The organism is Actinoplanes sp. NPDC051470, from assembly GCF_040682035.1.
Lineage (GTDB): Bacteria > Actinomycetota > Actinomycetes > Mycobacteriales > Micromonosporaceae > Actinoplanes.
This window is the reverse complement of sequence record NZ_JBFBAA010000001.1, coordinates 745,256-771,561: the sequence shown is the minus strand read 5'-3', so window position 1 is coordinate 771,561 and position 26,306 is coordinate 745,256. Positions and strand designations below refer to the sequence as shown.

Genomic DNA, 26,306 nt, shown 5'->3' with positions numbered 1-26,306 from the left:
GAGTCCCCCGGATAAGTAAACGGTTGTTTACGTCACATCACGGACCGCGTACCCTGCACGGCATGACGCAACAGGCCCGCCGCCGGGACGCGGCCGGCACCCGGCGGGCGCTGCTCGACGCGGCCCGCCACCGGTTCGCCACCAACGGGTACGCGGCCACCACGGTGCGCGACATCGCCGACGAGGCGGGCGTCAACGTGTCCCTGATCAGCCGCTACTTCATGTCCAAGGAGGGCCTGTTCGAGGCCTGCCTGACCGGGGCGGTGGACGAGTTCGACCGCAGCGTCACGCCCGGCATCACCCTCGACGAGCTGCCCCGCACCATGGTCCGCCACCTCGCCGACGACAGCGGCAAGACGCGTCTGCTGCTGCTCCTGCGCTCGTCCGGCGACGCGGCGGCCGACCAGGTCCGGCGCAACGTGATGCGCAACTTCGCCGAGCGCCTGGTCGCGGCGACCGGGCTGGAGGCCGACGACGCGCTCCTGCGTGCCGAGTTCGTGCTGGCCACCGCCCTCGGCCTGGTGCTGATGAGGACGGTCATCGGGGTGCAGCCGCTGGCCGCCGCCGATCAGGAAGACCTGGTCACGCCGCTGGGTGACGTCATCACCGGACTGCTGCGGCCCACTCCCCGAGCATCGTGATCAGCCCGCGCAGCCGCACCATCGCGCTGTCGCCGCTGGTGTCCTGGCCGTAGGTCTTCTGGCCCAGGTCGCCGTCGCGGCTCATCCGGCCGAGCAGGGCCGGCGCGAACCAGGAGTACTTGGTGACCCCGAACAGCATGATCCACCGCCGGACGTCGTCGCCCGAGCCGGTCCAGCCGCCGTCGCGCAGCCCCTCGACGTAGGAATCCATCACCGCTTCGGACAGTTCCGGCAGCAGGGAAGGGTCCATCAGGCCGTCGGTGAAGCTGTCCACGATCAGGTTGGCCGGGTCCTCACCGATCCCGCCGTCGCCGCAGAACGCCCAGTCGAGCAGCACGCTGGTCCCGCCGGAGGAGATCAGGTTGTTGGGCCAGACATCGAGGTGGCACAGCGTACGCGGAACGGCGTCGCATCGGGCGACCAGCGACGGCCGCGCGATCCACGCCGACCGCAACCGGTCCAGCGCGTCCGAGGGCCACAGTGGATGACGCCAGGGCGAGGCCGGGGACAGGAAGACCGAGTCCGCCGGCCCGGCGGAGAGATATTGCGCCAGCCAGTGCCGGGAGAGCCAGGGTTCGGCAGGTACGCGGCCCGCCCACCCGGCCTGCGCCTGGCCCAGCTGCCGGGCGAAGGCGGCGATCCGTGCCACCGGCCACGAGAAGCCGGGCATTCCGTCGGCGAACGCCAGCCAGAGCTCGATCTCGCCGTCGGGCCGGTCGGCGGTCCGCAACAGCGAAGGCGGCACGATGCCGGCGTCCGCGTAGACCGACGCGGCGAACCCGGTCCGGTAGGCGAGCGCCTCCCGCTGCCAGTAGTTCCAGTGAGCCGGATCGTCGCTGGTCGGCCAGGTCACCGGGTGCAGTGGCGGCAGCCAGGCCGGCCGGGCGACCTTGAGCACCTCGCCGCCCGGCATCCGCCACACCCCGCCGGTGGCTGGGTTCCCCTGGTTGTGAACCAAGAGCTCAGGCTGAGGCACGGACCACCAGTTCGGTCGCGAGGACCACCGACTGGGGCACGTCGAGATCGTCGTTGACCAGGCCGAGCATCTGCCGTGCCATGGTGCGTCCCATGTCCACTATGGGCTGCCGGACCGTGGTCAGCGGCGGGTCGCTGTACTGGCTGATCTCGAAGTCGTCGAAGCCGATCACGGCCACGTCGGCCGGCACCCGGCGGCCCTTGTCCTTGAGGGCCTGGAGCGCGCCGTGCGCCATCATGTCCGACGCCACGAAGACCGCGTCCAGGTCGGGGTCCTCGGCCAGCAGGTCGTTCATCGCGCGTACGCCCGAATCGCGGGTGAAGTCACCCACCGCGACGTGCCCGCTCAGCCCGGCCTCCTCCAGCGCCGCCCGGTAGCCGTTCAACCGGTCCACCCCGGCCACCATGTCCTGCGGGCCGGCGATGGTGGCGATCCGCCGTCGCCCGCCGGCCACCAGGTGGGCCACCGCCTGGGCGACGCCGCCGAAGTGGTCGACGTCGACGTACGGCACCGGCGACCCGGCCGGCGGCCGGCCGCTGCACACCACCGGGATGCCGAGCCGGGCCAGCGCGCCGGGCAGCGGGTCGGCGCCGTGCATCGAGGCGAACATGACGCCGTCGACGTGCCCGGCCATCGCGTACCGCTCGACCCGGCCGTGGCTGGCCGGCGACCCGGCCATCATCAACACCAGTTGCTTGTCGGCCGCCTCCAGCTCCTGGCTCACCCCGCGGATCACCGCCGGGAAGAACAGGTCGTCGGAGAAGACCCGGTTCGCGGTCTCCGGCAGGATCAGCGCGATCGACTCGGTGCGCTGCGTGACCAGGCTGCGCGCGGCCTGGTTGGGCACGTAGCCGAGTTCCTGCACGGCGGCGTTGACCGCGTCCCGGATCGCGACGGCGACCGTGGTCGAGCCGTTGACGACCCGGGACACCGTGGCCCGGGAGACCCCGGCGCGCCGGGCGACCGCCTCCAGGGTGGGCCGTTCCCGGGTCACCATGGACCTCACTCCAAGCCGTTGCGTCGGATCACGTCCGCGTACCACCGGGCACTGTCCTTCGGGCGCCGCTCCTGCGTCGCGTAGTCGACGTGGATCACGCCGAACCGCTTCGCATATCCCTCAGCCCACTCGAAATTGTCCATCAGAGACCACACGAAGTATCCCCTCAGGTCAACCCCGTTCGAGATGGCGTCGAGGCAGGCCCGCAGGTGGCCGTCGAGATACTCGACCCGGCGGGTGTCGTGCACCTCGTCCGAGCCCGGCGCCGGGACCTCGGGGTAGGCGGCGCCGTTCTCGGTGATCATCAGCGGCACGCCGTAGTCGTTGTGCAGGCGCTCCAGCAGCTTGCGCAGGGCGTCCGGCTCGATCAGCCAGTTCATGTCGGTGACCGGGCCGACCGGCTTGGCGAAGCTGATGCCTTCGGTGCCGGGGGCCTCGGGCGCGGCCGGCTGTCCCGGCTTCGCGGAGACGTAGGACGGCGTGTAGTAGTTCACGCCGAGCACGTCGATCGGCTGGTTGATCTGCTTCTCGTCGCCGTCGGAGATGAAGTCGAGCGGCGTGAACCGGGACATCAGCTCACGCATGTCGTCCGGGTAGGCGCCCTTGATCAGCGGGTCCAGGAAGATCCGGTTGTGCAGGCCGTCGGCGATCCGGGCCGCGGCCTGGTCGGCCGGGTTGGCCGGGTCGACCGGGATGACCGCGTCCGGGTTGAGCGTGATGCCGATCGTCCCGGCGCCGGCCGCGCGCAGCGCCTCGGCGGCCAGGCCGTGGCCGAGCAGCAGGTGGTGGACGGCGCGGAAGGCGGAGGCCGGGTCCTGGACGCCGGGCGCGTGCCGGCCCGAGGCGTAGCCCAGGAAGGCCGAGCACCACGGCTCGTTCAGGGTGGTCCAGGTGGGCACGCGGTCGCCGAGGCGGGCGTACGCGATCTGGGCGTACTCGGCGAACGCGAGAGCGGTTTCCCGCGAGGCCCAGCCGCCGCGGCTCTCCAGCGCCTGTGGCAGGTCCCAGTGGTAGAGCGTGACCACCGGCTGGATGCCCTGACCCAGCAGTTCGTCGGTCAGCCGGTCGTAGAAGTCCAGGCCACGGGTGTTGACCGGGCCGGTGCCGTCCGGCTGGATCCGCGGCCAGGCGATCGAGAACCGGTAGGACTGGAGCCCGAGGTCCGCCATGATCGCGACGTCGTCGCGGTAGCGGTGGTAGTGGTCGCAGGCCACGTCGCCGGTGTGCCCGGCGAAGACCTTCCCGGGGGTACGGGAGAACGTGTCCCAGATCGACGGCCCGCGCCCGTCCTCGGTGGCCGCGCCCTCGATCTGGTACGACGCAGTCGCCGATCCCCACACGAATCCGTCCGGGAACCGGGCCGTCGCGGGCTGTGCCGCTTCGCCGGGCTCCACCGACTCGGACGTGACGGTTGCCGTCATGCCTTCACCGCTTCCTACGAATGGGTGTACCTAGCCAACCGCTACAGAGTAAATGTTTGAACGGTTGCGGTAACCCACCGATAGTTGCGGAACTATGACCGCATCCTGGGACGGTGATCAGGCGGCGTGCAGGGCCTGGACCAGCCGCGGGTCGCCGGTGACGGTCAGCGCCTCGATCGGCCGGCGGCCCATCAGCGCCAGCTGGAGGTCACTGGCCGTGCCGGTGGCCTCGGCCCGGGGGTGGTGGTCGTCGGTGTCCAGGATGGTTCCGGTGTCGAGCAGCGCCACCCCGGTGCCGCGCAACCGGACGAACCACTCGTATGCCGCGTCGGTGGCGGTCAGGTGCACCACACCCTGAAGCTCGGTGGACTCGAAGCGCCGGCCGGCGGGCAGCCAGGTGTCGAGGATCTCCATCACCCCGTCGGCGGCCAGCTTGGTCTCGATCGGCTGGGGCCGGCCGGCCGCCGCCTCGGCGTCCCACCGGTGCACCGAGACCTCGTGGGCCACCCGGCGCGGCCAGAAACCGGCCTTCTTGGCCTGCGCGGGCCAGGTCCAGGCCGGAAATTCCGGGTCGAGGGCGTCGAGGGTCTCGATCGTGCCGACCAGCTCGCGGCGCAAGATCTCGAGCGCCTCGTCCCACGGCGGGCGGGGCGGCAGCGGCGGGCGTTCCGGCGCGGTGGTCACACCCCGGGGCGCGGACTCGCGGACCCGGCGGAGCACGGCGGTCAGGTGCTCGACGAGCTCGGCCGTGGACCAGCCCGGGCAGCTCGGCACAACGGCGTCGGGACCGGCCTCGGTGACCGCGTCGAGCAGCGCCGGACCGTCGGCGCGCAGCGCGGCGAGCCAGAAGTCCTTGGTCGCGTGCAACCTGTTCATGACCTGCTCCCGCCCGAGTCCTGCGAAATCGATGAGCCTAGGCTGACTTCGTGTCCGAAGTCTTCCCTGAGCAACGAGTCGAAGCGTCCCCCGGTTCACTCGGGGCCTACACGACGCTACGCCTCGGTGGTCCGGCCGGCGCACTGACGGTGGCCACCGAGCCCGGCGAAGCGGTGACAACCGTGCGAAACGCCGCCGCCGCCGGGGAACCGGTGCTCATCCTGGCAGGTGGGAGCAACGTCGTCATCGGCGACGCCGGCTTCGCGGGACGCGTGGTGCTGCTCCGCACGCGCGGGATCAGGGAGATCGCCCGGGACGCCACCTTCGTCACACTGCGCGTCGCGGCCGGTGAGGTCTGGGACGACTTCGTCGCGCGGACCGTCGCCGAGGGTCTGTCCGGCGTGGAGTGCCTGTCCGGCATCCCGGGGTCGGCCGGCGCCACCCCGATCCAGAACGTCGGCGCGTACGGCCAGGAGGTCGGTCACACGATCGTGGCGGTGCACGCGTACGACCGCGAGGCCGACGCCATGGTCACGATGACCGCCGCCGAGTGCGGGTTCGGCTATCGCGCCAGCGTCTTCAAGTACAGCGACCGCTGGCTGGTCCTCGAGGTCGACTTCCGGCTCGCCCGCAGCACCGAGTCCGAGCCCATCCGGTACGCCGAACTGGCCCGTCAGCTGGGCGTCGAGGCCGGCGACCGGGTGCCGCTGGAGCGGGCCCGGGAGACCGTGCTCAAGCTGCGCGCGGGCAAGGGCATGGTGCTCGACCCGGACGACCGGGACACCTGGTCGGTGGGTTCGTTCTTCACCAATCCGGTGGTCGGCGAGCTGCCCGAGCCGGACATGCCGCACTGGCCGGCGGCCGGCGGGCGGGTGAAGATCCCGGCGGCCTGGCTGATCGAGCACGCCGGGTTCAGCAAGGGCTTCGGCGTGAGCGAGGGCGTGCGTATCTCCTCCAAGCACACCCTGGCGCTCACCAACCGGGGCTCGGGCACCACCACCGAGCTGCTCGAGCTGGCCCGGGTGATCCGAGCCGGCGTGCGGGACCGGTTCGGCATCGAGCTGCATCCCGAACCGGTCCTCGTCGGCTGCCAGGTCTGACGGCCGTACTACTCCCACCCGAAGACCTGCGTGTAGTACGGCGTGCCGTCGGCCGACCGCCGGGTGCCGACGCCGACCGACTTGGCCTCGCAGTTGAGGATGTTCTCCCGGTGCTGCGGGCTGGCCATCCAGGCCTCCATGACCTGGGCCGGGTCGCGGTAGCCCCAGGCGATGTTCTCGCCGGCCGGCGTGGCGTACCCGGCCTGGCGGGCCCGGCTCACGAAGGTCGAACCGTCCGCCCCGACGTGGCCGAAGTTGCGGGTGGTGGCCATGTAGCCGCTCTGCTCGACGGACGCGATGATCAGCTCGGTCTCCACCCGGAGCGGGGCGCAGCCGGCCGTGGCGCGCTGCTCGTTGGTCGCGGTGAGCAGGGCGTAGCTGAGCATGCCGTCGGGCGAGTAGCGCGGGGCCGCGGCGCCGGCCGCGGTCGTCGCGGCCAGCAGGGCGGGCGCCGCGAGACCGGCGATGAGGGACTTCCACATCATGGAATGCCTCCGATACAGGGCCGGGCGTCCATCGCCCGGTATCACGTATCGGACCGTCTTCCCGGCTGTACGTCCGATTTATCGGCATTGTCATCCCGGGCGTGTCGCCGCGATGTCAGGCTGTGGGTTTCAGTGGTAGGCCCACACGGCATCCGCGCCGCGGATGCCGTGCTGGGCTACCACTCGGGTGTGAGCGGCAGCCGGATCTCGGCGCCCGCGCCGGCGGCCGGGTCGTAGGTGAGCCGCACCGACCCGCCGTGCCGGGTGGCGATCGCGTCGGCCAGCAACATCCACAGCGCGGTGCTGCGCCGCCGGTGCGGTGGCTCGGGCGCGGCCAGCATCTCGGCCATCAGGTGCTCGTCGGTGAGCGGCTCGGCCTGCCACGCCGTGATGGTCACCGTCCAGCCGTCCCCGTCGGCGGCGGACGAGATCACCGCCGACCGGTCGGCGGCGCCGCAGGCCACCGTGCCGAGCACCGCGTAGAACAGGTCGCGCAGCAGCGACCGGTCGGCGCGCAGGTCGGGCCCGTCGCCGGCGGTCAGGGTGGCGGCGGTGTGCGGCTCGTGGCCGGCCAGCAGGTCGATCGCCTCCCGCAGGATCGGGGCGAGCGGCCCGTCGGCCGGGTTCAGCGGCAGGTCGCCGGTCTGCAGCCGGCTCACCACCATGAGGTCGTCGATCAGGGTGAGCATCCGGTCGGTGTTGCGCCGGACCGCCGAAAGTGCCAGCGAGCGTTCGTCGGGTGCGAGATCGTCGTGATCGAGGCTCTCGGTGAACGAGGCGATGGTGGTCAGCGGCGTTCGCAGTTCGTGGGAGATGACGGCCAGAAAGCGGGCCTCGAGGGTGGCGGTCACCGGATCCTCGCGGACCGGCCCGGACGGCGGATAAGCACGCTAAAGTTTAACTGTCCGTATTTGACTGGACACATCACGCTATCGCGCGTTTCGCGTGTTTCGCGGGTTCCGGTGCGACGGGGGTTGTGGCGATGGGTATAACGAGCATGACGTGCTCCGGTGACGCCGGATGAGCCGGCTTCTGGTCGTCGAGGACGACCCGGACATCGCGCTGGCCCTGCGCCTGCTGTTCGGCCGGGCCGGCTACGAGGTGGCGCACGCCGGTGACGGCCGCACCGGCCTCAAGGAGGCCTACGCCGAACACCCCGACCTGGTGGTGCTCGACGTCGGCCTCCCCGAGATGGACGGCTGGCAGGTCCTCGAGCGGCTGCGCGACGTCTCCGACGTGCCGGTCCTGGTGCTCACCGCGCACGGCCAGGAGACCGAGAAAGTACGCGGCCTCCGCGGCGGCGCCGACGACTACCTGACCAAGCCGTTCGCCAACAACGAGCTGCTGGCCCGGGTCGAGGCGCTGCTGCGCCGCTCGTCCTCCGGGCAGAACAGCTGGGCCAGTCAGATCTACGACGACGGCCTCGTGCACCTCGACCCGACCAAGCGCCGGGTTTACGTCAAGGGTGACGAGAAGCGCCTCACGCCGACCGAGTTCCGGCTGCTCAACGCGCTGGTCCGGCACGCCGGCGCGGTGCTCAGCCCGAACCAGCTGCTCACCCAGGCCTGGGACGACCCGACCGGGATCGGCCAGGAGCGGGTCAAGTTCGCCGTGCTCCGGCTGCGCCGCAAGCTCGGCTGGTCGGAGCCGGACGACTCGCCGATCGAGTCGGTCCGCGGCTTCGGCTACCGCTATCGGAAGGCCTCCGGGGACGAGGGATGAGGTGCGGTCCGGGTGTGCTCAGGTTGCGCGTACCCGGGTCGATCAGGGTCTTGAAGAGCTCGAGCGGAAGGTGGGCGCACGGTGGAAGACCTTGGTGAGATCGTCGGCGAGTTCCTCATGGAGAGCCACGAGAACCTGGACCAGATCGACCGGGATCTCGTCGAACTCGAGCAGGAACCGAACTCGCGCGATCTGATCTCGCGCATCTTCCGCGCGATCCACACGATCAAGGGCACGAGCGGCTTCCTGGCCTTCGGCCGGTTGGAGACGCTGGCCCACGCCGGTGAATCGCTGCTGTCCAAGCTGCGGGACGGCGTCATGCCGGTCACCCCGCAGACGATCACCACGCTGCTGGCCACCATCGACGGCGTCCGGTCGCTGCTCGCCGAGATCGAGGCGAACGGCAACGAGGGCGACGTCGACGTGGAAAGCATCATCAGCGCGGTGCACGCCCAGATGCAGGCGCCGGTGGCCGAGGCCGAGGCCCCGATCGCGCCGGCCTCGGCGGAGCCGGAGGTGGCGCCGGCGCCGATCGAGGAGCAGGGCGTACGCCCGGCGCCCGACCCGGTGGAGGGTCAGCGCCGCCCGCTCGGCGAGATGCTGGTCGAGTCGGGCGCGGCCCAGCCCGCGGACGTGGCCTCGGGCCTCCAGTCGCAGCTCGAGGGCGACGACCGCAAGCTCGGCACGATCCTGCTGGAGGAGGGCAAGGCCCAGCCGGCCGCGGTGAACGAGGCCCTGCAGCAGCAGGCGCCCAAGCGCAGCGCCGCCGACCAGGCCATCCGGGTCGACGTCGACCTGCTGGACAACCTGATGAACATGGTCGGCGAGCTGGTGCTGGCCCGGAACCAGCTGGTCCGCGGCGTGATGGACATCGGCGACTCCGGCCTGGTCCGCAGCGCCCAGCGGCTCGGCATGATCACCAGCGAGCTGCAGGAAGGCATCATGAAGACCCGCATGCAGCCGATCGAACACATCTGGTCGAAGCTGCCGCGGGTCATCCGGGACCTCTCCAACTCGCTGGGCAAGCAGGTCCAGCTGGTCATGGAGGGCAAGGAGACCGAACTCGACCGCAGCCTGCTCGAGGCGGTCAAGGACCCGCTGACCCACCTGGTGCGCAACGCGGTCGACCACGGCATCGAGGACACCGAGACCCGGATCGCCAGCGGCAAGACCCCGGAGGGGACGCTGACGCTGCGGGCCTACCACGAGGGTGGGCATGTCGCGGTCGAGGTCGCGGACAACGGCGCCGGCATGAACGTCGACCGGATCGCGCAGAAGGCCGTGGAGAACGGCCTGCTGCGCCCCGAGCAGGTGCCCACCATGGACAAGCGGGACATCATGGCGATGGTGTTCCAGCCCGGCTTCTCCACCGCGGCCAAGGTGACCAACGTGTCCGGCCGCGGCGTCGGCATGGACGTGGTGAAGACCAACATCGAGCGGATCGGCGGCGCGGTCAGCGTCGACTCCACCCTCGGCGAGGGCACGGTCTGGCGGCTGACCATCCCGCTCACCCTGGCCATCATCCAGGCGCTGACCGTCGACTGCGGCGACCAGCGGTACGTCGTACCCCAGGTCGCGGTCCTCGAACTGGTCTTCATCGACGGCCAGTCCACCAAGATCGAGTACGCCTCGGGCGCGCCCGTCTACCGCCTCCGGGGCAAGCTGCTGCCGCTGGTCCGGCTGGACCGCGCGCTCGGCCTCGAGGTCGGCGGTGACCAGGGCGTCTACATCATGGTGCTGCAGGCCGACGGTCGCCGCTTCGGCCTGGTCGTGGACCGCGTCCTGAACACCGAGGAGGTCGTGGTCAAGGCGCTCAACAGCCGGTTCAAGGACATCGGCCTGTACGCCGGGGCCACCATCCTCGGCGACGGCAAGGTCGGCCTGATCCTGGACGCCTCCTCGTTGGCCCGGCGCAGCCACCTGGCCGACTCCAAGGAGAGCAAGGCCGGCACGTCCCGGGAGTCCAAGATCGGCGGCACCGGCGAACGGCTGCTGGTCACCGCGGTCGGCGAGCGCCGGGTGGCGATCCCGCTGGACACGGTCACCCGGCTCGAGGAGTTCCCGCGGGACCGGATCGAGCAGGCCGGCTCGCGCGAGGTGGTCCAGTACCGCGGACAGATCCTGCCGCTGGTCCGGCTGTCGCATCTGCTCGGCGCGTACAGCGAGGAGCCGGAGGGCGACACCGTCTCGGTGGTGGTCTACAGCGAGGGCGGCCGCAGCGTCGCGCTGGTGGTGGACCGGATCGTCGACATCGCCGAGAACTCCACCGCCGCCCGCCGGGACGCCGAGGAGGACGGCCTGGTCGGCACCGCGGTGATCCAGCAACGGGTGACCGAGCTGCTCGACGTACGCCGGGCCATCCTCGCCGCCGACCCGAACTTCTACCGCGACGCCGACGACCCGATGCTGGTGGAGGCCTGACATGGCGACTCGGCAGTTCGCCACCTTCGAGGTGGCCGACCAGCTCTTCGGTGTCGAGGTGTACACCGTGCAGGAGGTGCTCTCGTACAACGAGTACACCCCGGTGCCGCTCGCCCCGCCGGCCGTCGGTGGCCTGTTCAACCTGCGGGGCCAGGTGATCGCCGCGGTCGACCTGCGGGTCCAGCTCGGCCTGGCCCGGCAGTCGCTGGAGGGCCCGGTGATGAACGTGATCCTGCGCGGCGACGGCGAGCCGGTCAGCCTGCTGGTCGACCGGATCGGCGAGGTGGTCGACCTGGACGACGACGCGTTCGAGCCGCCGCCGGACACCCTCGGCGGGCCCACCCGTGAGCTGGTGGTCGGCACGTTCAAGCTGGACGGGCGCCTGATGCTGGCCCTGGACGTGCGGCAGGCCGTCGACACGTATCGAGCCACCACCTGATGTACAGCCTGGTCAGCGCTCCCGTCCTCGGTTTCGACCTGACCCGCCTGGGCGGCGGGGCGGCCACGGCCGAGGTGTTCCTGCGTGGCCTGCGGCTGGGGCCGGGCGACCTGTCGATCCTCGCCGAGCGGCTGCCGCACGAGGACATCCGGGGCCCGCTCTGGGTCGACGTGGAGAGCGCCGCCCGGCGGCTGCCGTCGCTCAAGTCGCTGGCCAAGGACGACCCGGCCGGCGCGCTGGCCCTGGTCGAACGGGCCCCGATCGGCTCGGTGGACTCGCTGCTGACCTGCATCCGCTACGACGTGATGGCCTGGACCTGGCACGGGACCGGGCGGGAGGCGACGCAGACCGACGCGGCGGCCTCGGCCACCGCGCTGCTCTGCGACGCGGCGGTGGCGAGCTACCTGCGCGAGGTGCTGAGCGAGTCGACCCGGCGGATGCTCGGCGCCGGCTGGGTCTCGGCGATCCGGAAGCTGCCGGCCGGGGCGCCGATCGACCTCGGCCCGCACCACTACGCGGTGTCGGCGCTGCTGGATCGGCTGCGTGGCCTCCGGTCCCGCGATCTGACCCGCCTGACGGCCTCGGCGGAGGACGCGCGGCGCAACGCCGGTGGGTGGTCCCCGGCGGTCCATTCCGCCTCGTGGGCGGCCTATCTGTCGGATCGGGTCCGCACGGCCGCCGCAGCACAGATGCTGTTGGTACAGGCCGTGGACACGGCCGGTATTCCGCTGGCCGACCGGGCCGGCGGGGTGTGGAACATGCTCAGCGGCGCGGTCCAGGCGCTGGTCGTGCGTGACCTGCTGGACACCGCTACGGCTCACCGGCTGCTCGCGCCGGTGGTCGCGGCGCTCGGCCCGTCCTGGCTCGGCGAGAAGGGGGTGATCTGATGATCACTGTCCTCGTCGTGGACGACTCCGTCGTGGTCCGGAAGCTGATCACCGACGCTCTGGGCGGCGCGCCCGGCATCGAGGTGGTCGGCACGGCGGCCAACGGGCAGCTGGCCCAGGCCAAGATCGACCAGCTGCGACCGGACGTCGTGACCATGGACATCGAGATGCCGAAGATGAACGGCATCGAGGCGGTCCGGGAGCTGCGCAAGCGGCACCGGCAGCTGCCGGTCATCATGTTCAGCACGCTGTCCGCGGCGGGCGCGTCGGCCACGCTGGAGGCGCTGTCCGCGGGCGCCACCGACTACGTGACCAAGCCGTCCAACGTCGGCTCGATCGCCGAGTCGGTGGCGGCGGTCCGGGAACAGCTGGTACCCAAGATTCACGCGCTGGCCAGGAAGGGCCCGCCGCCGCGAGCACCGATGCGGCCGTCGAACGCCCCGCCCGGGCGGCCCGCGCCGACCCTGCGGCCCGCGCCCACCCGACCGGCCGCCGCTCCGGCGCGCCGGGGTCCGGCCGGCCGGGTCGACCTGATCGCGGTCGGCTGCTCCACCGGCGGCCCGGACGCGCTGACCAAGGTTCTGCTCGGGCTGACCGCCGACCTGCCGGTGCCGATGGTGGTCACCCAGCACATGCCGCCGGTCTTCACCAAGATGTTCGCCGAGCGGCTCGACCGCAGCACCGCGCTGTCCGTGGTCGAGGCGACCGACGGCATGGAACTGACCGCGGGCACGGTCTACATCGCGCCCGGCGACAAGCACCTGGTGCTGCTGCGCAAGGGCACCTCGGTGGTCACCCAGCTCAGCGCCGCGCCGCCGGAGAACTCCTGCCGGCCCGCGGTGGACGTGATGTTCCGCTCGGTGGCGCAGCTGTTCGGCGGGTCCGGGTACGCCCTGGTGCTCACCGGCATGGGCCACGACGGCCGCGGCGGCGCCAAGGTGATGCGCGACGCCGGCGCCGAGGTGCTCGCCCAGGACGAGGCCAGCTCGGTGGTCTGGGGCATGCCCGGCGCCGTCGTGCAGGCCGGGCTGGCCGACGATGTGCTGCCCCTCGACCGCATCGCCTCCTGCCTGCTCACCCGGCTCAAGGTCGGCCGATCCGCGGCGGTGGCCCGATGACCCTCTCCCAGTCCGACTTCTCCTACGTCTCCACGCTGGTCCGCCGCGAGGCGTCGATCGTGCTCGCCCCCGGCAAGGAGTATCTGGTCGAGGCGCGGCTGATCCCGGTGGCCCGGGCGGTCGGCGCGGCCGGGGTGGCGGAGTTCCTGTCCGACCTCCAGCGCCGCCCGGACAAGGCCAACGAGCGCCTGGTCGTCGACGCGCTCACCACCAACGAGACGTCCTGGTTCCGGGACCGCGAGCCGTTCACCGCGCTGACCGACGTGGTGCTGCCCGACCTGGTCAAGTCCCGGGGCGCCCAGCGCAAGCTCCGGGTCTGGTCGGCGGCCAGCTCCAGCGGCCAGGAGGCGTACAGCCTGGCCATCACGATGCAGGAGCACCTGCCGCCCGGCTGGTCGTTCGAGATCGTGGGCAGCGATATCTCCACCGAGATGGTCAAGCGCGCCGAGACCGCCGAGTACAGCCAGGTCGAGGTCAACCGAGGCCTGCCCGCGGCGCAGCTGGTGCAGTACTTCGAACGGGCCGGCGCCCACTGGCGGGTCATGCCGGCGCTGCGCCGCAACATCAGCTTCAAGCTGATGAACCTGACCGCGCCGCTGCCGCCGATGCCCCCGTTCGACGTGATCTTCCTGCGCAACGTGCTGATCTATTTCGACGTCGCGACCAAGAAGAACGTGCTGCGCAACGTCGCCCGGCTGCTGCGGCCGGACGGCTGGCTGTTCCTCGGAGCGGCCGAGACGACCATCGGCATCGATGACAACTACGAACGGGTGGCGGCCGGACGGACCTCTGCCTATCGGATCCGCAGTGCCGTGCCGGTCGGCGCGGCGAGGAGAGGGTGAACCCGCGTGCGCGCCATGGTGATCGACGACTCCCGAGCGATGCGCATGATCCTCAAGCGCATCGTCTCCAAGCTCAACTTCGAGGCCACCGAGGCGGGTGACGGGCAGGAGGCCCTCGACCTGCTGGCCACGATGACCGAGGTGCCGGAACTGGCACTGATCGACTGGAACATGCCCAACATGAACGGGCTCGAGTTCGTCACCCGGGTGCGGTCCGATCCGCGCCTGCGGGAGATGACCTTGGTCATGGTCACGACCGAGAGCGAACAGAGCCAGATCGTGCGGGCGCTCGCGGCGGGCGCCCACGAATACGTGATCAAGCCCTTCACCGAAGGGGCGATGATCGAGAAGCTGGCCCTGCTGGGCCTCGTCCCGACCGGAGCGAACTCATGAGCGTCGACGTCGTGGTGAAAGAGGGCGACCTCGCCGAGATGGTGGAACAGGTCTGGGTGTCGTACCTGGACCCGGAGGGCGTCAACCCGCTGGTACCGACCGGTGATGCGAAGCAGCCGTCCGAGGTGCACTCGTCGGTCTCGATAACCGGCTCCTGGACCGGACACGTGGTCTACGCGTCGTCCATCAAGGCCGCCAAGATGGCCGCCGCCGCGTTCCTGGCCATGGAGGTCGAGGAGATCGGCGTCGAGGACCTGTCCGACGTGCTCGGCGAGCTGGCCAACATCGTCGGCGGCAACGTCAAGGCGATGCTGCCGCCCGGCTGCTTCCTGTCCCTGCCCCAGGTGGTGATGGCGCCCGACTCGGCCACCAAGTATCCGAGCGCCGAGCGGATCAGCGGCCTCTACGGCGTGTGGGACGGCGAGCCGGTGTCGGTCTCGATGTGGCAGAGCCGCGACGGCCGGAACGAGGGGGAGTCCGCATGAAGATCCTGATCGCCGACGACAGCCGGGTGATGCGGCAGATCGTGACCCGGACGCTGCGGCAGGCCGGCTTCGGCGACCACGATCTGGTGGAGGCCGCGGACGGCCAGGAGGCGCTGGACAAGGCCACCGCCGAAGGCCCCGACCTGGTCATCTCCGACTGGAACATGCCGGAGATGACCGGGATCGAGGTGCTCCGGAAGCTGCGGGGCGCCGGCAACGACGTGAAGTTCGGCTTCGTCACCTCGGAGTGCACACCTGAGATGCAGCAGCAGGCCGAGGCGGCGGGCTCGCTGTTCTTCATCGTCAAGCCCTTCACCGCCGACCGTTTCGACGAGGTTCTCACTCCGATTTTGGGATGATGCATATGTCTGACACCACGGTTATCCCCGGTTCCCACCTGGTCCGGAATCTCTTCGAAGACCTGCTCGGCCGGGACTGCAACGTCAGTCCGGGCGCGCCGATGAGCGCCGACGATCTGCCCGGCGGCACGATCGCCATCTACACCGACAGCCAGCAGCAGATCTACGCCGTGATGGGCATGGAACTCGTGCTGGCGGCCAACGTGGGCGCGGCGCTCGGCCTGCTCCCGCCCGGCGCGGCGGAGGACAGCATCGACGACAAGAAGCTGGCGCCCAACCTCGCCGAGAACGTGTTCGAGCTCTTCAACGTGCTGACCTCGCTGCTCAACCGCGAGGGCGGCCCGCACGTCAAGCTCTACCAGGTGATCTATCCGGGCATGCCGCTCCCGAACGACGCCCGCGCCCACTTCCTGGCGCTGGGCCGCCGCCTCGACCTGACCATCGAGGTCGCGAGGTACGGCAAGGGGAAGTACTCGCTCTCGTTTGCCCCGTAAAGATCAAGGGCTTTTCTTCCCACGTCCGTCGGGGTACAGACCGTTTGCTCCCGCGGGCTCCAGGTCCGTGCGTGGTGCGGTCAGAACCTGACCGCAATTCCGGCCATGCTGGGTGCATGGCCGTTCTCACCGATCGTCAGCTGAATCGGGCGACCCTCGAGCGGCAACTCCTGCTGGAGCGGTCGCCCGACGCGTGCCCGCTGGATGTGCTGAAGCTGCTGGTGGGGATGCAGGGGCAGGATCCGGAGCTGCCGCACATCGGGTTGTGGAACCGGCTCTCGTCCTTTGTGCCGGCCGACCTCGACGCGCTGCTGGCGAAGCGGCTCGTCGCGCGGGCCACGCTGTATCGGTGCACCCAGCATCTGCTGGCCACCGAGGACTACGTGTGGGTGCGGCCGGTGTTGCAGCCGCTCCTCGGGCGGATGTGCACCACGCTCTTCAACCAGTGGGTGCCGGCGATCGAGCGGGACGCGCTGGCCGCGGAGGCGGCCCGGCTGCTCGACGGCCGGATCCTCAGCCGGCCCGAGCTCGGGCGGGCCCTCCAGCAGCGGTGGCCTGAGCAAGACGGTGTGTGGCTGGCGCGGGCCGCCCAGGTGGCGCTGCCGATCGTGCACCCGCATCCGGACGGGACCTGGGGCAAGCGCGGGGCGACCCCGTTCGCGCTGGCCGAGCAGTGGCTGGGCGGCCCGTTCGCGACCGACCGATCGGCGCGCGACCTGGTGCTGCGTTACCTGGCCGGCTTCGGGCCGGCGAGCGTGCGCGACCTCCAGGCGTGGAGCGGGCTGACCCGGATGAAGCCGGTCGTCGAGGAGCTGCGGCCCGAGCTGGTCACCTATCGCAACGAGCACGGCGCCGAGCTGTTCGACCTGCCCGGCCGCGAGCTGCCCGACCCGGACGTCCCGGCGCCGGTCCGCTTCCTGCCCGGCTTCGACAACGTCACCTTCGGGTACGCCGACCGCCGCCGGATCATCGACGACGAGCACCGCCCGGCCCTGGTCGAGTTCGCCGCGTTCACCGTCGACGGCCGCGTCCGCGGCGTGTGGAAGATCCGCGCCGGCGTCCTGACCGTCCGCCCGTTCGGCGCGCTGACCAAGGCCGAACGCGCCGACGTGGAACCGGAGGCCGAGGCGCTGCGGGCCTTCGCCGGAGTGGGCGAGCTCATCCTCCGGTGAGCGAGACGACCGCCGAGACCGCCTTCTGGACCAGCCCGTCCAGCGCCTTGGGCAACATCGCGACCGCGGTGCCGGCCAGCGTCAGAACCAGCATGATCTTGGCCGGGAAGCCGAGCTGGAACGCGTTCAGCGCCGGGGCGACCCGGTTGAGCAGACCGAACGCGACGTCGGTGAGGAACAGGACGGCGATCAGCGGACCGGCGATCTGCAGCGCGGCCAGGAACATCTCGGCGATCCCGGAGAGCAGCAGCTTGCTGAACGTCTCCATGGAAAAGTTCGCGTTCAGCGGCAGCGCCTCGTACGACTGGAGGAACCCGCGCAGGATCAGCTGATGACCGTCCGAGGCGAACAGCAGGGTGGCCGCGGTCAGGTTGTAGAACCGGCCGAAGATCGAGCTCTGGTTCATCGACAGCGGGTCGAAGGCCATGGCCAGCGTGAAACCGCCGAACACGTCGATCAGGTCGCCGGCCGCCTGGATCGCGGCGAAGATCATCGCGGTGATGAAGCCGAGCGACGCGCCGACGAAGACCTGGAGCGCCGCGCACGCGACGATGTCCGGCGTCTCGATCGACGGCAGGTGGCCGCGCAGGTACGGCGCCATCGGCAGGGTGATCCCGATCGACAGCAGCACCTTGACCTGGCGCGGGATCAGCCGGTTCTGGAACGGCGGGCAGATCGCCAGCCACGCGCCGGCCCGCACCGCCCCCAGCGCGATCGCGAGCAGCTCGGCGATCGGGACGTCGTAGTTCACCCGTAACTCGCCACCAGCGACGTGATGATCAGCCCCCAGCCGTTGACCAGCACGAACAGCAACAGCTTGAACGGCATGGCCACGGTCACCGGCGGCAACATCATCATGCCCAGCGACATCAAGGACGCCGACACCACCATGTCGATGATCAGGAACGGGATGAAGATGACGAAGCCGATGATGAAGGCGGCCCGGATCTCGGAGAGCACGAACGCCGGGATCAGCGTGGTCAGCTCGACGTCGTCCTTGTTCTTCGGCGCCTCCTGCCGGGACACCTTGATCAGCAGCGCCACCTCGTCCTCGCGGGTGGTCCGCCACATGAAGTCGCGCAGCGGCTCCACGCCGGCCTTGAACGCCTGCGTCTGCGTCTTGTCGCCCTTCAGGTAGGGCTGGATCCCCTGCTCGTTCACCTGCGAGATGGTCGGGCCCATGATGAACAGGCTGATGAACAGGGCCAGCCCGGCCAGCACCTGGTTGGGTGGCATGCTCTGCAGCCCGAGCGCGTTGCGGGTGATGCCGAGGACCATGAAGACCTTGGTGAAACAGGTGCACAGCAGCAGCCCGGCGGGGGCGACCGACAGCAGGGTCAGGCCGAGCACGATGACCAGCGAGGTGGCCGGCTTGCTGCCGTCCGGGTTGGTGCCGCCGATGTCGATGTCGATGCCGGGCGGGGTCGGCGGGGTCGGCGCCGCCCACGCCGCGTCCGGCAGGAGCACCAGGCCCAGGCCGAGACCCAAGATCAAGATCCAGAGGGTACGCCGCATGTCAGCGCCTCGTGGTCCGGTCGCGGAGGAAGTCCATCGTCGAGCGCCAGGTCCGCGGGGACAGCACCGAGCCGTCCAGCCGCCCCGGCTGGACGAACGTCTCGCTGGGCAGGGCCACCGCGTCCCGATGCTCGTGCGGGTGCGCCGCCTGCTTCTGGAACACCGCCAGCTCGGTCTCGCCCAGCAGGTTGACCTGCTGGTCGGTGACGCCCAGGATGAGCGCCCGGTCGGCCACCTGGACCACGGTCACCGCCGCGCCCCGGGTGAGTTGCTGCCGGTTGAGCACCGACAGCGTCCCCGTCCCACGGCTGCCAGTCACTCCGCGCCGGGCCACTTTGGCCAGGCCCCACATCAGGCCGAAGACGACCAGGAGCGAGAAGCCGATCCGCAGGACGAGTTCGAACAAGGGGTCACTCCCGTTCGCTGCCCGGCGCGACGATCTCGGTGATCCGGATGCCGAAGTTCTCGTCCACCACGACCACCTCGCCGCGCGCGATCAGCCGGCCGTTGACCAGCAGGTCGGCCGGGCTGCCGGCGGCCCGGTCGAGCTCGACGATCGCGCCGGGGGACAGCGACAGCAGCTCGCGCACGCTCATCCGGGTCCGGCCCAGTTCGGCCGAGACCTCCATCTCGACGTCGTGCAGCATGTCCAGGCCGCCCCGGATCGCGGCCGCCCCGGGCGACCGGGACGCCATCCCGCCGCCGGCCTCGCCGTCGGCCGGCCAGGGGCTGAGCGCGAGCGCCACCACGGCCCGGATCTGACCGCCGTCCAGCAGCGGCACGGCCACGGCGTCCGGCTTGGCGGCGATCGCGCTGAGCGCCACGCCGGGCTCCATCAGCTGGCCGGGGTCGAGCACGGTGGGCCCGAAGGCGCGGGCGGCCGCCTCCAGCGCCGGGCGTACCGCCGCGGTCAGGTCCAGCTCACCCAGGGGGCTCTCCTTGAGCGCGTCGGCGAGGTCCTGGCCCACCACCACGACCACCTCGCCCGAGGCGGCGCCGCTGAACTTCGCGGTGATCGCCTGGCCGTCGGTGAGCAGGTCGGCGGCCGCGGCCACCGGTTTGCCGGGCATCAGCTCGCGGCTGGTCGGCAGCACCGCCAGCGCGGCCTCGGCGGCGGTCCGGGCCAGCACGAGCTGCGGTGCGGTGATCGTCGGCGCGGTCATCGACGGCCAACCTCCTTCGACGGGGCCTCATGGGGCGTCGGCACGATCAGGCACGCGAGCCGGGCGCCCTGGTTGCCGGGGACCGCGTGCGCGAAGACCGTCTCGTTGACGGTGACGTCGAGCGGCAGGCTGGTCGGGTGGCCGAGCGGCACGACGTCGCCGGGCCGCAGATCCACGATGTCATCCGTACGCATCCGGATGGGCTGAAATCGGACGGCTACGTCGATCGGCGCCGAGGAGAGGCCGGCCGTAAGGTTGCGCTGCGAGGAGTCCCGGACCATCCGCTCGGCCGCGGTCAGCTCGATGTGCTCCTGCTTCTCCAGCACCGGGAGGATCGTGTTGTACGGCAGGCAGATGCTGGCCACACACTCCTCGGTCCCGATCTTCACTTCGAAGGACGCGACGACCACCGCGTCACTGGGCTGATGGGCCCGCAGGAACTGGGCGTTGTACTCGATCTCGCGCAGCTTGGGGGAGATGTCGACCAGGGTCTCGAACCCGTACCGCAGCTCGCCCAGCATCCGTTCCAGCAGGCCGCGCAGCAGCGGCATCTCGACCTCGGTGAGCGGGCGTTCCGGCTGGGCGCCGCCCGGGCCGCCGAGCATGTGGTCGATCGCGGTCATCGCCGCCGACGAGGCCATTTCCATCAGCACCGTGCCGGGCAGCGGGTCGATCGTGACCATCGCGATCACGGTCGGGTTGAACAGCGACGACACGTACTCGTCGTAGTTCAGCTGCTCGATCGAGGCGAGGGTGACGCTGCTGACCACGCGCAGCCGGGTGGTGAGCAGGTTGCCGCAGCTCCGGGCGTAGGTCTCGAAGCAGATCTGCAGCGAGCGCACGTGCTCGCGGGACAGCTTGATCGGCCGGCGGAAGTCGTACAGGGTCGGCCCGCTGCCACGGCGCGACATCTTGCCCGGTGGGCGCGCGGCGGTGGAGGTCACATGGCCATAATCGCGCCATTTCACCCGGACCCGTGCCGGTATGCGCAAGATGCCGTGTTCCAGATTCGCTTGCGAGGCGTCGAACAGGTGGCGAATCGGGAACACGGCAGTGGGCAGGTCCGGTGGTGACCGGCCTGCCCATCTGAGCGTTTCGCGTTACTGCGTCACGAACTGGGTGAAGTAGATGTCCATGACCGGCGACTCCGTCTCGCCCTCCTTCAGGTACGCCTTCTCGACTTTCTCCAGCAGCTCCGCCTTGGCCGTGTCGCGGCCCTTCTCGGTCTCCAGCTCGCCGACCTTCATGCCGGTGTACTGGTCGATCGCCAGGTCGATCGCCTCGGCGATGTCCGGGGCCTCCTCGCCGGCCTCCTCGGTGAGCTGGAGCGTGAAGGCCAGCTTGAGGTAGTGGGCGTCGGCCAGGTTGATCGTGATCGCGTTCTCCATGGTCACCACGGCGCCCTTCACCGGCGCCTCCGGCTTGGCCTCGGCCTTGTCGCCCTTCAGCATGAAGAACGCGCCCGCCCCACCGCCGCCCAGGACGACCAGGGCGATGACGATGATCATCAGCATCTTCTTGGACTTCTTCGGCGCCTCGGCCGCTTCGGTCTTCTGCTCAGCCATTTCGTGTCCCCCTGTCTCGCTCAGTCGTGGGTGGTGCTGGTCGTGGTTCCGGTGGTCTGTTCGGCAGCCGCCTCGGCGGTCGTAGCGCCGGCGTGCAGCTTGCTGTCGTTGCCCGCGGCGGCCGGCAGCAGCGCCGCCTGCTCCGCGGTGAGCCGGGTGAGGACGACGATGTCGACACGACGGTTCATCGTCACCGACCTCGGGTCCTTCGGGTTGATCAGCGGCTTGGTGTCGGAGAAACCGACCGCGCTCATCCGGTCCTTGGACAGGCCGTGCCCGGTCAGGAAGCGCACCACCGTCGAGGCGCGGGCCGCGGAGAGCTCCCAGCCGCTCGGGTAGTACGTCGTCGTGGCCTTGAGCTGGTTGGTGTGCCCGTCGACCTCGATGTTGTTGGGCAGCTTGGCCAGGGCCGGCGCCACCGCGTCCAGGATCTTCTCGCCACCGGCCTGCAGGTCGGCGCGGTTGCCGTTGAACACCACGTCGTTGGTGATGACGGTGATCACCAGCCCGCGCTCGTTGATGGTGAACTTGACCTGGTCGCGCAGCTTCGCCTTGACCAGGGCGTCGGTCACCTTCTCCTCGACCTGCTTGAGGTTCTTCGCCTCCTTGGTGGCCGCCTCGGCGTCCTTGGACGCCTTGGACCGGGCCTCGGCCCGCAGCGCCGCCTCGACGGCCTGCTTGTCCTTCTGGGACATGTTGGCCGTGCCGGAGCCGCCGTCACCGGGGTTGGCGCCCGGGTCGATCGGCACCACCGAGGTGGAGTTGCCGGAGCCGTCGAGCGTCGCGGCCGAGCCGCTGAACGCCGCGCTCTGGGCGCCGAACCCCTCGGAGAGGCCGGACGCCAGCTCGGCGAACTTCTTCTGGTCGACGCTGCTCATCGAGAACAGCACCACGAACAGGACGAACAGCAGCGTGAGCATGTCGGCGTACGACACGAGCCAGCGCTCGTGGTTGACGTGCTCCTCGTGCTCCTCGTGACCGCCCTTCTTCTTCCTGCCCCCGCCGCTACTCATGTCAACCTCCGCTTCGCTCCGGTCGCCAGGAGCGACTCAACTGTGCTTGCCGGCCTCGCCGCGCTCGGGCGCAGATCACGCAGCCTTCTTGTTCGATGCGGCGGCCTCCGCGGCAGCGGCGGCGTCCGGCGGCAACAGGGAACGGAGCTTCTGGGCGACCAGGCGTGGGTTGGAGCCGGCCTGGATGGCGAGCACGCCGTCGATCACCAGCTCCATCTCGTCGACCTCGATGCCGGTCAGACGGTCCAGGCGGGCGGCCATCGGCAGGAAGATCAGGTTGGCCGAGAGCACGCCCCACAGGGTGGCGACGAACGCCGCGGCGATCGAGTGGCCGAGCGACTCCGGCTTGTCCAGGTTCTCGAGCACGTGGACCAGGCCCATGACCGTGCCGATGATGCCGACGGTCGGCGCGTACCCGCCCATGTTCTCGAAGATCTTCTTGCCGGCCTTGTCGGCCTTCTTCTTGGCGCCGATCTCCGCGTGGAGGATGTCGTGCAGCTCCTCCGGGTCGGTGCCGTCGATGGCCAGCTGCAGGCCGCGCTTGAGGAACGGGTGCTCGACGGTCTTGACCGCGTCCTCGAGGGCCAGCAGGCCTTCGCGGCGGGCCCGCTCGGCCAGCTTGACGACCTCGTCGACCAGCTTGGTCGGCGGCGCGACCTTGGCCAGCAGCGCCTTCTGGAACAGCTTGCCGATGCCGATCGCGTCCTTCATCACGCCGCCGGCCATGGCGGCCATGAACGCGCCACCGAAGACCAGGAGCATCGACGGGATCAGGATGATCGAGGCCGGGTTGCCACCCTCCAGGATCTGGACGGCGAACACGATGACGACGGCAACGACGATGCCGATGATGCTTGCGAGGTCCATCAGCGGTCCTTCCGGTGCAGCGGGAGCACGACGGCGTCCTGCTCGACGTTGTCGGAGACCGCGGTGGCGGGCTCAGTCTCGAGGCGGCTCGCCTGGGCGATCAGCGAGGCGCGGTAGTGGCGCACCGAGTCGATGAACTCGGGCACGGATTCCGAGATGACGTACTTGGTGCCGTCGACCAGCGTGATCACCGTGTCGGGCGTGCAGTCGGCACGCTCGACCAGGTCCGGGTTGAGTGCGAACACGGCTCCGTTGATGCGGGTTACGAGGATCAAGACGTCCATCCTTGGTCAGTCAGGTATCGGCTGGGTGGGCCATCCGTAGCCCGTCAACTTGTCCATCGGCCCAGGCTCGGTTGCCGATGAGCGCGCAATGGTCGCCGTTGGGGTGCGACCTGCGCCGTGTGCTTGAACAAACAGAAGCCGGGGCGGCCACCTACGCCCGCCCCGGCCTCGGCCGGCTCGTACCCTGGTGCTGTTAGCGCTTGAGGTTGACCAGTTCCTGCAGGATCTCGTCGCTGGTGGTGATGATCCGGCTGTTGGCCTGGAAGCCGCGCTGGGCGATGACCAGGTTGGTGAACTCCTGGGCCAGGTCGACGTTCGACATCTCCAGCGCGCCGCTGGTGATCAGGCCCAGCCCGGCCGAGCCGGCCGCGCCCACCTGGGCCAGGCCGGAGTTGACCGTGCTGCGGAACATCGAGTCGCCGATCTTCTCCAGGCCGTTGACGTTGTTGAAGTTGGCCAGGGCCACCTGGCCCAGCGTCTGCTTCAGGCCGTTGGAGAAGACGCCGACGATCTGGCCGATGTTCGACACCGTGTACGAGCTCAGCACACCCGCCCCGGACCCGTCCGAGTTGCTCACCCGGGCCTCGGTGTTGCCGCTGTACTGCGTGAGGTCGTGGATGTCGAAAGTGAAGTCGCCGACCGCGACCTTCCCGCTGTCCAGGCCGGTGTCCGGGTCCGGGTCGCCGACCGGCTTGCCGTCGGTGAACGTGATGGCCTTGGTGGAGCCGTCCGGCAGCGACATCGTCCACTCGGTGTCGGCGGTCTTCTCGAAGGCGACGACCAGGGTGTTCGCGGCGCCCGCGGCGTCGTACACCTTGACCGGGATCTCCTTCTTGGTGCCGAGCACCGCCTCGTTGGAGAAGTTGCCGGTGAGCGTGATGTTCTCGGTGACCTCGGGCTTCAGGCTGATGCCGATCGGCAGCTTGATGTTGCCCGGTGCGCCGGAGGTGTTGACCTCGCCGTCGCCGTCGGCACTCCAGCCCTGCACGATCTGGCCGTTCGGGTTGGTCAGCGAGCCGTTGGCGTCGAAGGTGAAGGAGCCGGCCCGGGTGTAGAGCGACTCGCCGCCGCTCTTCACCACGAAGAAGCCGTCGCCCTGGATCATCATGTCCGACGACTTGCCGGTGGTCTGCGCGGCGCCCTGGCCGAAGTTGGCGTTGATGCTGGCCAGCCGTACGCCCAGGCCGACCTGCGCCGGGTTGGTGCCGCCGGACTGGTTCTGCGGCGCGCCGGCCGCGTTGACCATCTGCGACAGCGTGTCCTGGAAGACGGTCTGGCTCGACTTGTAGCCGGTGGTGTTGACGTTGGCGATGTTGTTGCCGGTGACGTCCATCATCTGCTGGTGCGCGCGGAGTCCGCTGATGCCGGAGAAGAGGGAACGCAGCATAGGTCAGGCTTCCTTCGTGGTGGAGGTGGCAGGGTCGGAGGTTTCCTGGACTTCCGTGACCTTCGACAGCTCCACATCCATGTTCCCGACCGTGAGGGTCGGGCCGCTGTCGCCGTTGAGCTTGGTCTTCGTCACGACGCCGGTGTGGTCCATGCCGTCGGCGTCCTTGTACGTGACCGTGCGGCCGACCAGCGAGCTCGCGCCGATCAGCTGCTGGGCGGAGAGCATGTCGGCGATCTCGCCGAGCTTCTCCACCTGGGTGAACTGGGCCGTCTGCGCGAGGAACTGGGTCGAGTCGGCCGGGTTGCTCGGATCCTGGTACTTCAGCTGGGCCACCAGGAGCTTGAGGAAGGTGTCCTGGTCGCCGAGCTTCTTGGCGCCGCCGGCGTCCGTGTTCGTCTTGTTGGTGTACAGCGACGTGGACTGAAGGCCCGCGGCGTCGTAATCCCGGCTGACGTTCCCACCGATTGGTGAGGTCATGGTCTCTCCCCTGGACGTTGACGGCCCCTACTCACTGGTTTTCGGCCGCCCGCGCGATCCGCTTAGGCGAGGATCACCGGAGGTGAGGGAGGTGAGAGTGGGCCGTGAGCGAGAAGACCGAACAACCCACCGCGCAAAAACTCAAGAAGGCCAAGCAGGAGGGCCAGATCGGGCGCAGCCAGGACGTGGGCGCCTGGTTCGGCATGCTGGCGGCGAGCATCATGCTCCCCCGGACGCTCGGCTCGGCGATGGACCACGCCCGTGAGCTGATGGCCAGGATCCCCGACGTGATCCAGGACCCGGATCCGGCCGTCGCCCTCGGCATCATGAAGGACGGCCTGATGAGCGCCGGCTGGGCGGTACTGCCGCTGGCGCTGACCATGATGGCGGTGGGCATCGCCTCGGCCGGGGCGCAGGGCGGCATCCGGGTCGCCACCAAGCTCTTCATCCCGAAGTTCAACCGGTTGAACCCGCTGCCCGGCATCAAGAAGATGTTCGGGCCGCAGTCGCTCTGGGAGGGCACCAAGGCGCTGGTCAAGACCGGGGTGCTGGCCGCCGTGCTGTACCTGACGATGAAGAACATCGTGCCGCTGCTGATGACCGCCGGCCGGCTCCAGCTCGGTTCCCTGCTCGGCGTGATCAACCAGGCGGTGCTGACGCTGATCCGGTCGGCGTCGGTGGCCGGCATCGTGATGGCCGCGGCCGACTACTTCGTGGTGCGGCGGCGGACCAACAAGCAGCTCCGGATGACCAAGGAAGAGGTCAAGCAGGAGAACAAGAACACCGACGGCGATCCGCACGTGAAGGCCGCGATCCGCCAGCGGCAGATGGCGATGGCCCGGAACCGGCAGATGGCCGACGTGCCGACCGCGGACGTGATCCTGGTCAACCCGACCCACGTGGCGGTGGCCCTGCGCTACGAGCCCGAGAAGGGCGCGCCCCGGGTGATCGCCAAGGGCACCGGGCCGATCGCCGGCAAGATCCGGGATCTGGCCGCCGAGCACCGGATCCCGATGGTCCAGGACGTCGCCCTGGCCCGGGCGCTCGAGTCGGCGGTCGACGTCGGCATGGAGATCCCGGCCGACTTCTTCGGCGCGGTGGCCAAGGTGCTCGCGTTCGTGATGAGCCTGAAGAAACGCGGGTCGGCAGCCGGCTTGCATCGCAACCCGAACCCCACACCAGTACCGGCATAAGCGAAGTTTCC

Annotated in this window: 31 protein-coding genes; 14 read left to right on the top strand and 17 right to left on the bottom strand. The window is 70.0% G+C overall.

Annotated elements, in window-relative coordinates; genetic code table 11:
- The first annotated feature begins 62 nt into the window (after window positions 1-62).
- Window positions 63-641: a TetR family transcriptional regulator gene (locus tag AB0M54_RS03785; protein WP_364468926.1), complete on the top strand. Its 579-nt coding sequence runs from the start codon at window positions 63-65 to the stop codon at window positions 639-641.
- On the opposite strand, the gene AB0M54_RS03780 is transcribed toward AB0M54_RS03785, so the two are convergent.
- The 4 genes from AB0M54_RS03780 to AB0M54_RS03765 all read right to left on the bottom strand — a co-directional run bounded on the left by AB0M54_RS03780 (window position 604) and on the right by AB0M54_RS03765 (window position 4,911).
- Window positions 604-1,599, bottom strand: coding sequence for a phosphotransferase (locus AB0M54_RS03780; RefSeq protein WP_364468924.1), 996 nt, complete (start codon window positions 1,597-1,599; stop codon window positions 604-606). The two genes, AB0M54_RS03785 and AB0M54_RS03780, sit on opposite strands and share 38 nt — an antisense overlap.
- 4 nt (window positions 1,600-1,603) lie before the next feature.
- On the bottom strand, window positions 1,604-2,614 hold the full coding sequence (locus AB0M54_RS03775; protein ID WP_364313479.1) for a LacI family DNA-binding transcriptional regulator: 1,011 nt from the start codon (window positions 2,612-2,614) through the stop codon (window positions 1,604-1,606).
- Between the two features lie 5 nt (window positions 2,615-2,619).
- Window positions 2,620-4,035, bottom strand: coding sequence for a GH1 family beta-glucosidase (locus AB0M54_RS03770; RefSeq protein ID WP_364468922.1), 1,416 nt, complete (start codon window positions 4,033-4,035; stop codon window positions 2,620-2,622).
- 117 nt (window positions 4,036-4,152) lie between these two features.
- A complete protein-coding gene (locus AB0M54_RS03765) occupies window positions 4,153-4,911 on the bottom strand; it encodes a maleylpyruvate isomerase family mycothiol-dependent enzyme (RefSeq protein WP_364313485.1) in 759 nt (252 codons plus the stop codon).
- 50 nt (window positions 4,912-4,961) lie between these two features.
- Between AB0M54_RS03765 and AB0M54_RS03760 the strand changes: the two genes are divergently transcribed.
- Window positions 4,962-6,011: a UDP-N-acetylmuramate dehydrogenase gene (locus AB0M54_RS03760; RefSeq protein WP_364468920.1), complete on the top strand. Its 1,050-nt coding sequence runs from the start codon at window positions 4,962-4,964 to the stop codon at window positions 6,009-6,011.
- A gap of 8 nt (window positions 6,012-6,019) precedes the next feature.
- Here the strand turns inward: AB0M54_RS03760 and AB0M54_RS03755 are convergent, their stop codons facing one another.
- Entirely contained in the window at window positions 6,020-6,496 is a 477-nt protein-coding gene (locus AB0M54_RS03755; RefSeq protein WP_364468918.1) for a CAP domain-containing protein, read from the bottom strand.
- A gap of 176 nt (window positions 6,497-6,672) precedes the next feature.
- On the bottom strand, window positions 6,673-7,347 hold the full coding sequence (locus AB0M54_RS03750; RefSeq protein WP_364313493.1) for a HAMP domain-containing sensor histidine kinase: 675 nt from the start codon (window positions 7,345-7,347) through the stop codon (window positions 6,673-6,675).
- A 169-nt stretch (window positions 7,348-7,516) separates the two neighbouring features.
- On the opposite strand from AB0M54_RS03750, the gene AB0M54_RS03745 reads away from it, so the two are divergent.
- The 11 genes from AB0M54_RS03745 to AB0M54_RS03695 all read left to right on the top strand — a co-directional run bounded on the left by AB0M54_RS03745 (window position 7,517) and on the right by AB0M54_RS03695 (window position 16,828).
- Window positions 7,517-8,218 (top strand): response regulator transcription factor, encoded by a 702-nt coding sequence (locus AB0M54_RS03745; protein ID WP_364313496.1) that lies wholly within the window; start codon window positions 7,517-7,519, stop codon window positions 8,216-8,218.
- An 81-nt stretch (window positions 8,219-8,299) separates the two neighbouring features.
- Complete coding sequence (locus AB0M54_RS03740; protein ID WP_364468916.1) at window positions 8,300-10,639, top strand: chemotaxis protein CheA; 2,340 nt, start codon at window positions 8,300-8,302, stop codon at window positions 10,637-10,639.
- A 1-nt stretch (window position 10,640) separates the two neighbouring features.
- Window positions 10,641-11,078 carry a chemotaxis protein CheW gene (locus AB0M54_RS03735; RefSeq protein WP_364313500.1) on the top strand — a complete coding sequence of 146 codons (438 nt, stop codon included), beginning with the start codon at window positions 10,641-10,643 and terminating at the stop codon, window positions 11,076-11,078.
- A complete protein-coding gene (locus AB0M54_RS03730) occupies window positions 11,078-11,965 on the top strand; it encodes a hypothetical protein (RefSeq protein ID WP_364313502.1) in 888 nt (295 codons plus the stop codon). Before AB0M54_RS03735 ends, AB0M54_RS03730 begins: the two co-directional genes overlap by 1 nt.
- The gene (locus AB0M54_RS03725) at window positions 11,965-13,083 is read left to right on the top strand and encodes a chemotaxis response regulator protein-glutamate methylesterase (protein WP_364468913.1); all 1,119 of its coding nucleotides are present in this window, start codon (window positions 11,965-11,967) and stop codon (window positions 13,081-13,083) included. The genes AB0M54_RS03730 and AB0M54_RS03725 overlap by 1 nt, the downstream gene beginning before the upstream one ends.
- Window positions 13,080-13,925 carry a protein-glutamate O-methyltransferase CheR gene (locus tag AB0M54_RS03720; RefSeq protein WP_364313507.1) on the top strand — a complete coding sequence of 282 codons (846 nt, stop codon included), beginning with the start codon at window positions 13,080-13,082 and terminating at the stop codon, window positions 13,923-13,925. Before AB0M54_RS03725 ends, AB0M54_RS03720 begins: the two co-directional genes overlap by 4 nt.
- A gap of 15 nt (window positions 13,926-13,940) precedes the next feature.
- Window positions 13,941-14,318, top strand: a complete 378-nt coding sequence (locus AB0M54_RS03715; RefSeq protein ID WP_364317015.1) for a response regulator — start codon at window positions 13,941-13,943, stop codon at window positions 14,316-14,318.
- Window positions 14,315-14,803, top strand: coding sequence for a chemotaxis protein CheX (locus tag AB0M54_RS03710; protein WP_364313510.1), 489 nt, complete (start codon window positions 14,315-14,317; stop codon window positions 14,801-14,803). Before AB0M54_RS03715 ends, AB0M54_RS03710 begins: the two co-directional genes overlap by 4 nt.
- Window positions 14,800-15,162, top strand: a complete 363-nt coding sequence (locus tag AB0M54_RS03705; RefSeq protein WP_364313512.1) for a response regulator — start codon at window positions 14,800-14,802, stop codon at window positions 15,160-15,162. The genes AB0M54_RS03710 and AB0M54_RS03705 overlap by 4 nt, the downstream gene beginning before the upstream one ends.
- A gap of 5 nt (window positions 15,163-15,167) precedes the next feature.
- On the top strand, window positions 15,168-15,656 hold the full coding sequence (locus AB0M54_RS03700) for a hypothetical protein (protein ID WP_364313514.1): 489 nt from the start codon (window positions 15,168-15,170) through the stop codon (window positions 15,654-15,656).
- Between the two features lie 116 nt (window positions 15,657-15,772).
- A complete protein-coding gene (locus AB0M54_RS03695; RefSeq protein WP_364468911.1) occupies window positions 15,773-16,828 on the top strand; it encodes a winged helix DNA-binding domain-containing protein in 1,056 nt (351 codons plus the stop codon).
- On the opposite strand, the gene AB0M54_RS03690 is transcribed toward AB0M54_RS03695, so the two are convergent.
- The 11 genes from AB0M54_RS03690 to AB0M54_RS03640 all read right to left on the bottom strand — a co-directional run bounded on the left by AB0M54_RS03690 (window position 16,815) and on the right by AB0M54_RS03640 (window position 25,102).
- A complete protein-coding gene (locus AB0M54_RS03690; protein ID WP_364313518.1) occupies window positions 16,815-17,579 on the bottom strand; it encodes a flagellar biosynthetic protein FliR in 765 nt (254 codons plus the stop codon). The two genes, AB0M54_RS03695 and AB0M54_RS03690, sit on opposite strands and share 14 nt — an antisense overlap.
- Entirely contained in the window at window positions 17,576-18,322 is a 747-nt protein-coding gene (gene fliP / locus AB0M54_RS03685; RefSeq protein WP_364313521.1) for a flagellar type III secretion system pore protein FliP, read from the bottom strand. Before fliP ends, AB0M54_RS03690 begins: the two co-directional genes overlap by 4 nt.
- A gap of 22 nt (window positions 18,323-18,344) precedes the next feature.
- Entirely contained in the window at window positions 18,345-18,749 is a 405-nt protein-coding gene (locus tag AB0M54_RS03680; protein ID WP_364313524.1) for a flagellar biosynthetic protein FliO, read from the bottom strand.
- A gap of 4 nt (window positions 18,750-18,753) precedes the next feature.
- Window positions 18,754-19,506, bottom strand: coding sequence for a flagellar motor switch protein FliN (fliN, locus tag AB0M54_RS03675; protein ID WP_364313526.1), 753 nt, complete (start codon window positions 19,504-19,506; stop codon window positions 18,754-18,756).
- Window positions 19,503-20,450 carry a flagellar motor switch protein FliM gene (locus AB0M54_RS03670; RefSeq protein WP_364313529.1) on the bottom strand — a complete coding sequence of 316 codons (948 nt, stop codon included), beginning with the start codon at window positions 20,448-20,450 and terminating at the stop codon, window positions 19,503-19,505. The genes fliN and AB0M54_RS03670 overlap by 4 nt, the downstream gene beginning before the upstream one ends.
- Window positions 20,451-20,606: 156 nt before the next feature.
- The gene (locus AB0M54_RS03665; protein ID WP_364468909.1) at window positions 20,607-21,071 is read right to left on the bottom strand and encodes a flagellar basal body-associated FliL family protein; all 465 of its coding nucleotides are present in this window, start codon (window positions 21,069-21,071) and stop codon (window positions 20,607-20,609) included.
- Window positions 21,072-21,091: 20 nt separating this feature from the next.
- Complete coding sequence (locus tag AB0M54_RS03660) at window positions 21,092-22,084, bottom strand: flagellar motor protein MotB (RefSeq protein ID WP_364468907.1); 993 nt, start codon at window positions 22,082-22,084, stop codon at window positions 21,092-21,094.
- 75 nt (window positions 22,085-22,159) lie between these two features.
- Window positions 22,160-22,951, bottom strand: a complete 792-nt coding sequence (locus AB0M54_RS03655) for a flagellar motor protein (protein WP_364468905.1) — start codon at window positions 22,949-22,951, stop codon at window positions 22,160-22,162.
- Window positions 22,951-23,235: a flagellar FlbD family protein gene (locus AB0M54_RS03650; RefSeq protein WP_364468903.1), complete on the bottom strand. Its 285-nt coding sequence runs from the start codon at window positions 23,233-23,235 to the stop codon at window positions 22,951-22,953. The genes AB0M54_RS03655 and AB0M54_RS03650 overlap by 1 nt, the downstream gene beginning before the upstream one ends.
- Before the next feature lie 193 nt (window positions 23,236-23,428).
- On the bottom strand, window positions 23,429-24,622 hold the full coding sequence (locus tag AB0M54_RS03645) for a flagellar hook protein FlgE (protein WP_364313540.1): 1,194 nt from the start codon (window positions 24,620-24,622) through the stop codon (window positions 23,429-23,431).
- Window positions 24,623-24,625: 3 nt separating this feature from the next.
- The gene (locus tag AB0M54_RS03640; protein WP_364313543.1) at window positions 24,626-25,102 is read right to left on the bottom strand and encodes a flagellar hook capping FlgD N-terminal domain-containing protein; all 477 of its coding nucleotides are present in this window, start codon (window positions 25,100-25,102) and stop codon (window positions 24,626-24,628) included.
- A 104-nt stretch (window positions 25,103-25,206) separates the two neighbouring features.
- Between AB0M54_RS03640 and AB0M54_RS03635 the strand changes: the two genes are divergently transcribed.
- A complete protein-coding gene (locus AB0M54_RS03635) occupies window positions 25,207-26,295 on the top strand; it encodes an EscU/YscU/HrcU family type III secretion system export apparatus switch protein (protein ID WP_364313546.1) in 1,089 nt (362 codons plus the stop codon).
- Window positions 26,296-26,306: the final 11 nt, after the last annotated feature.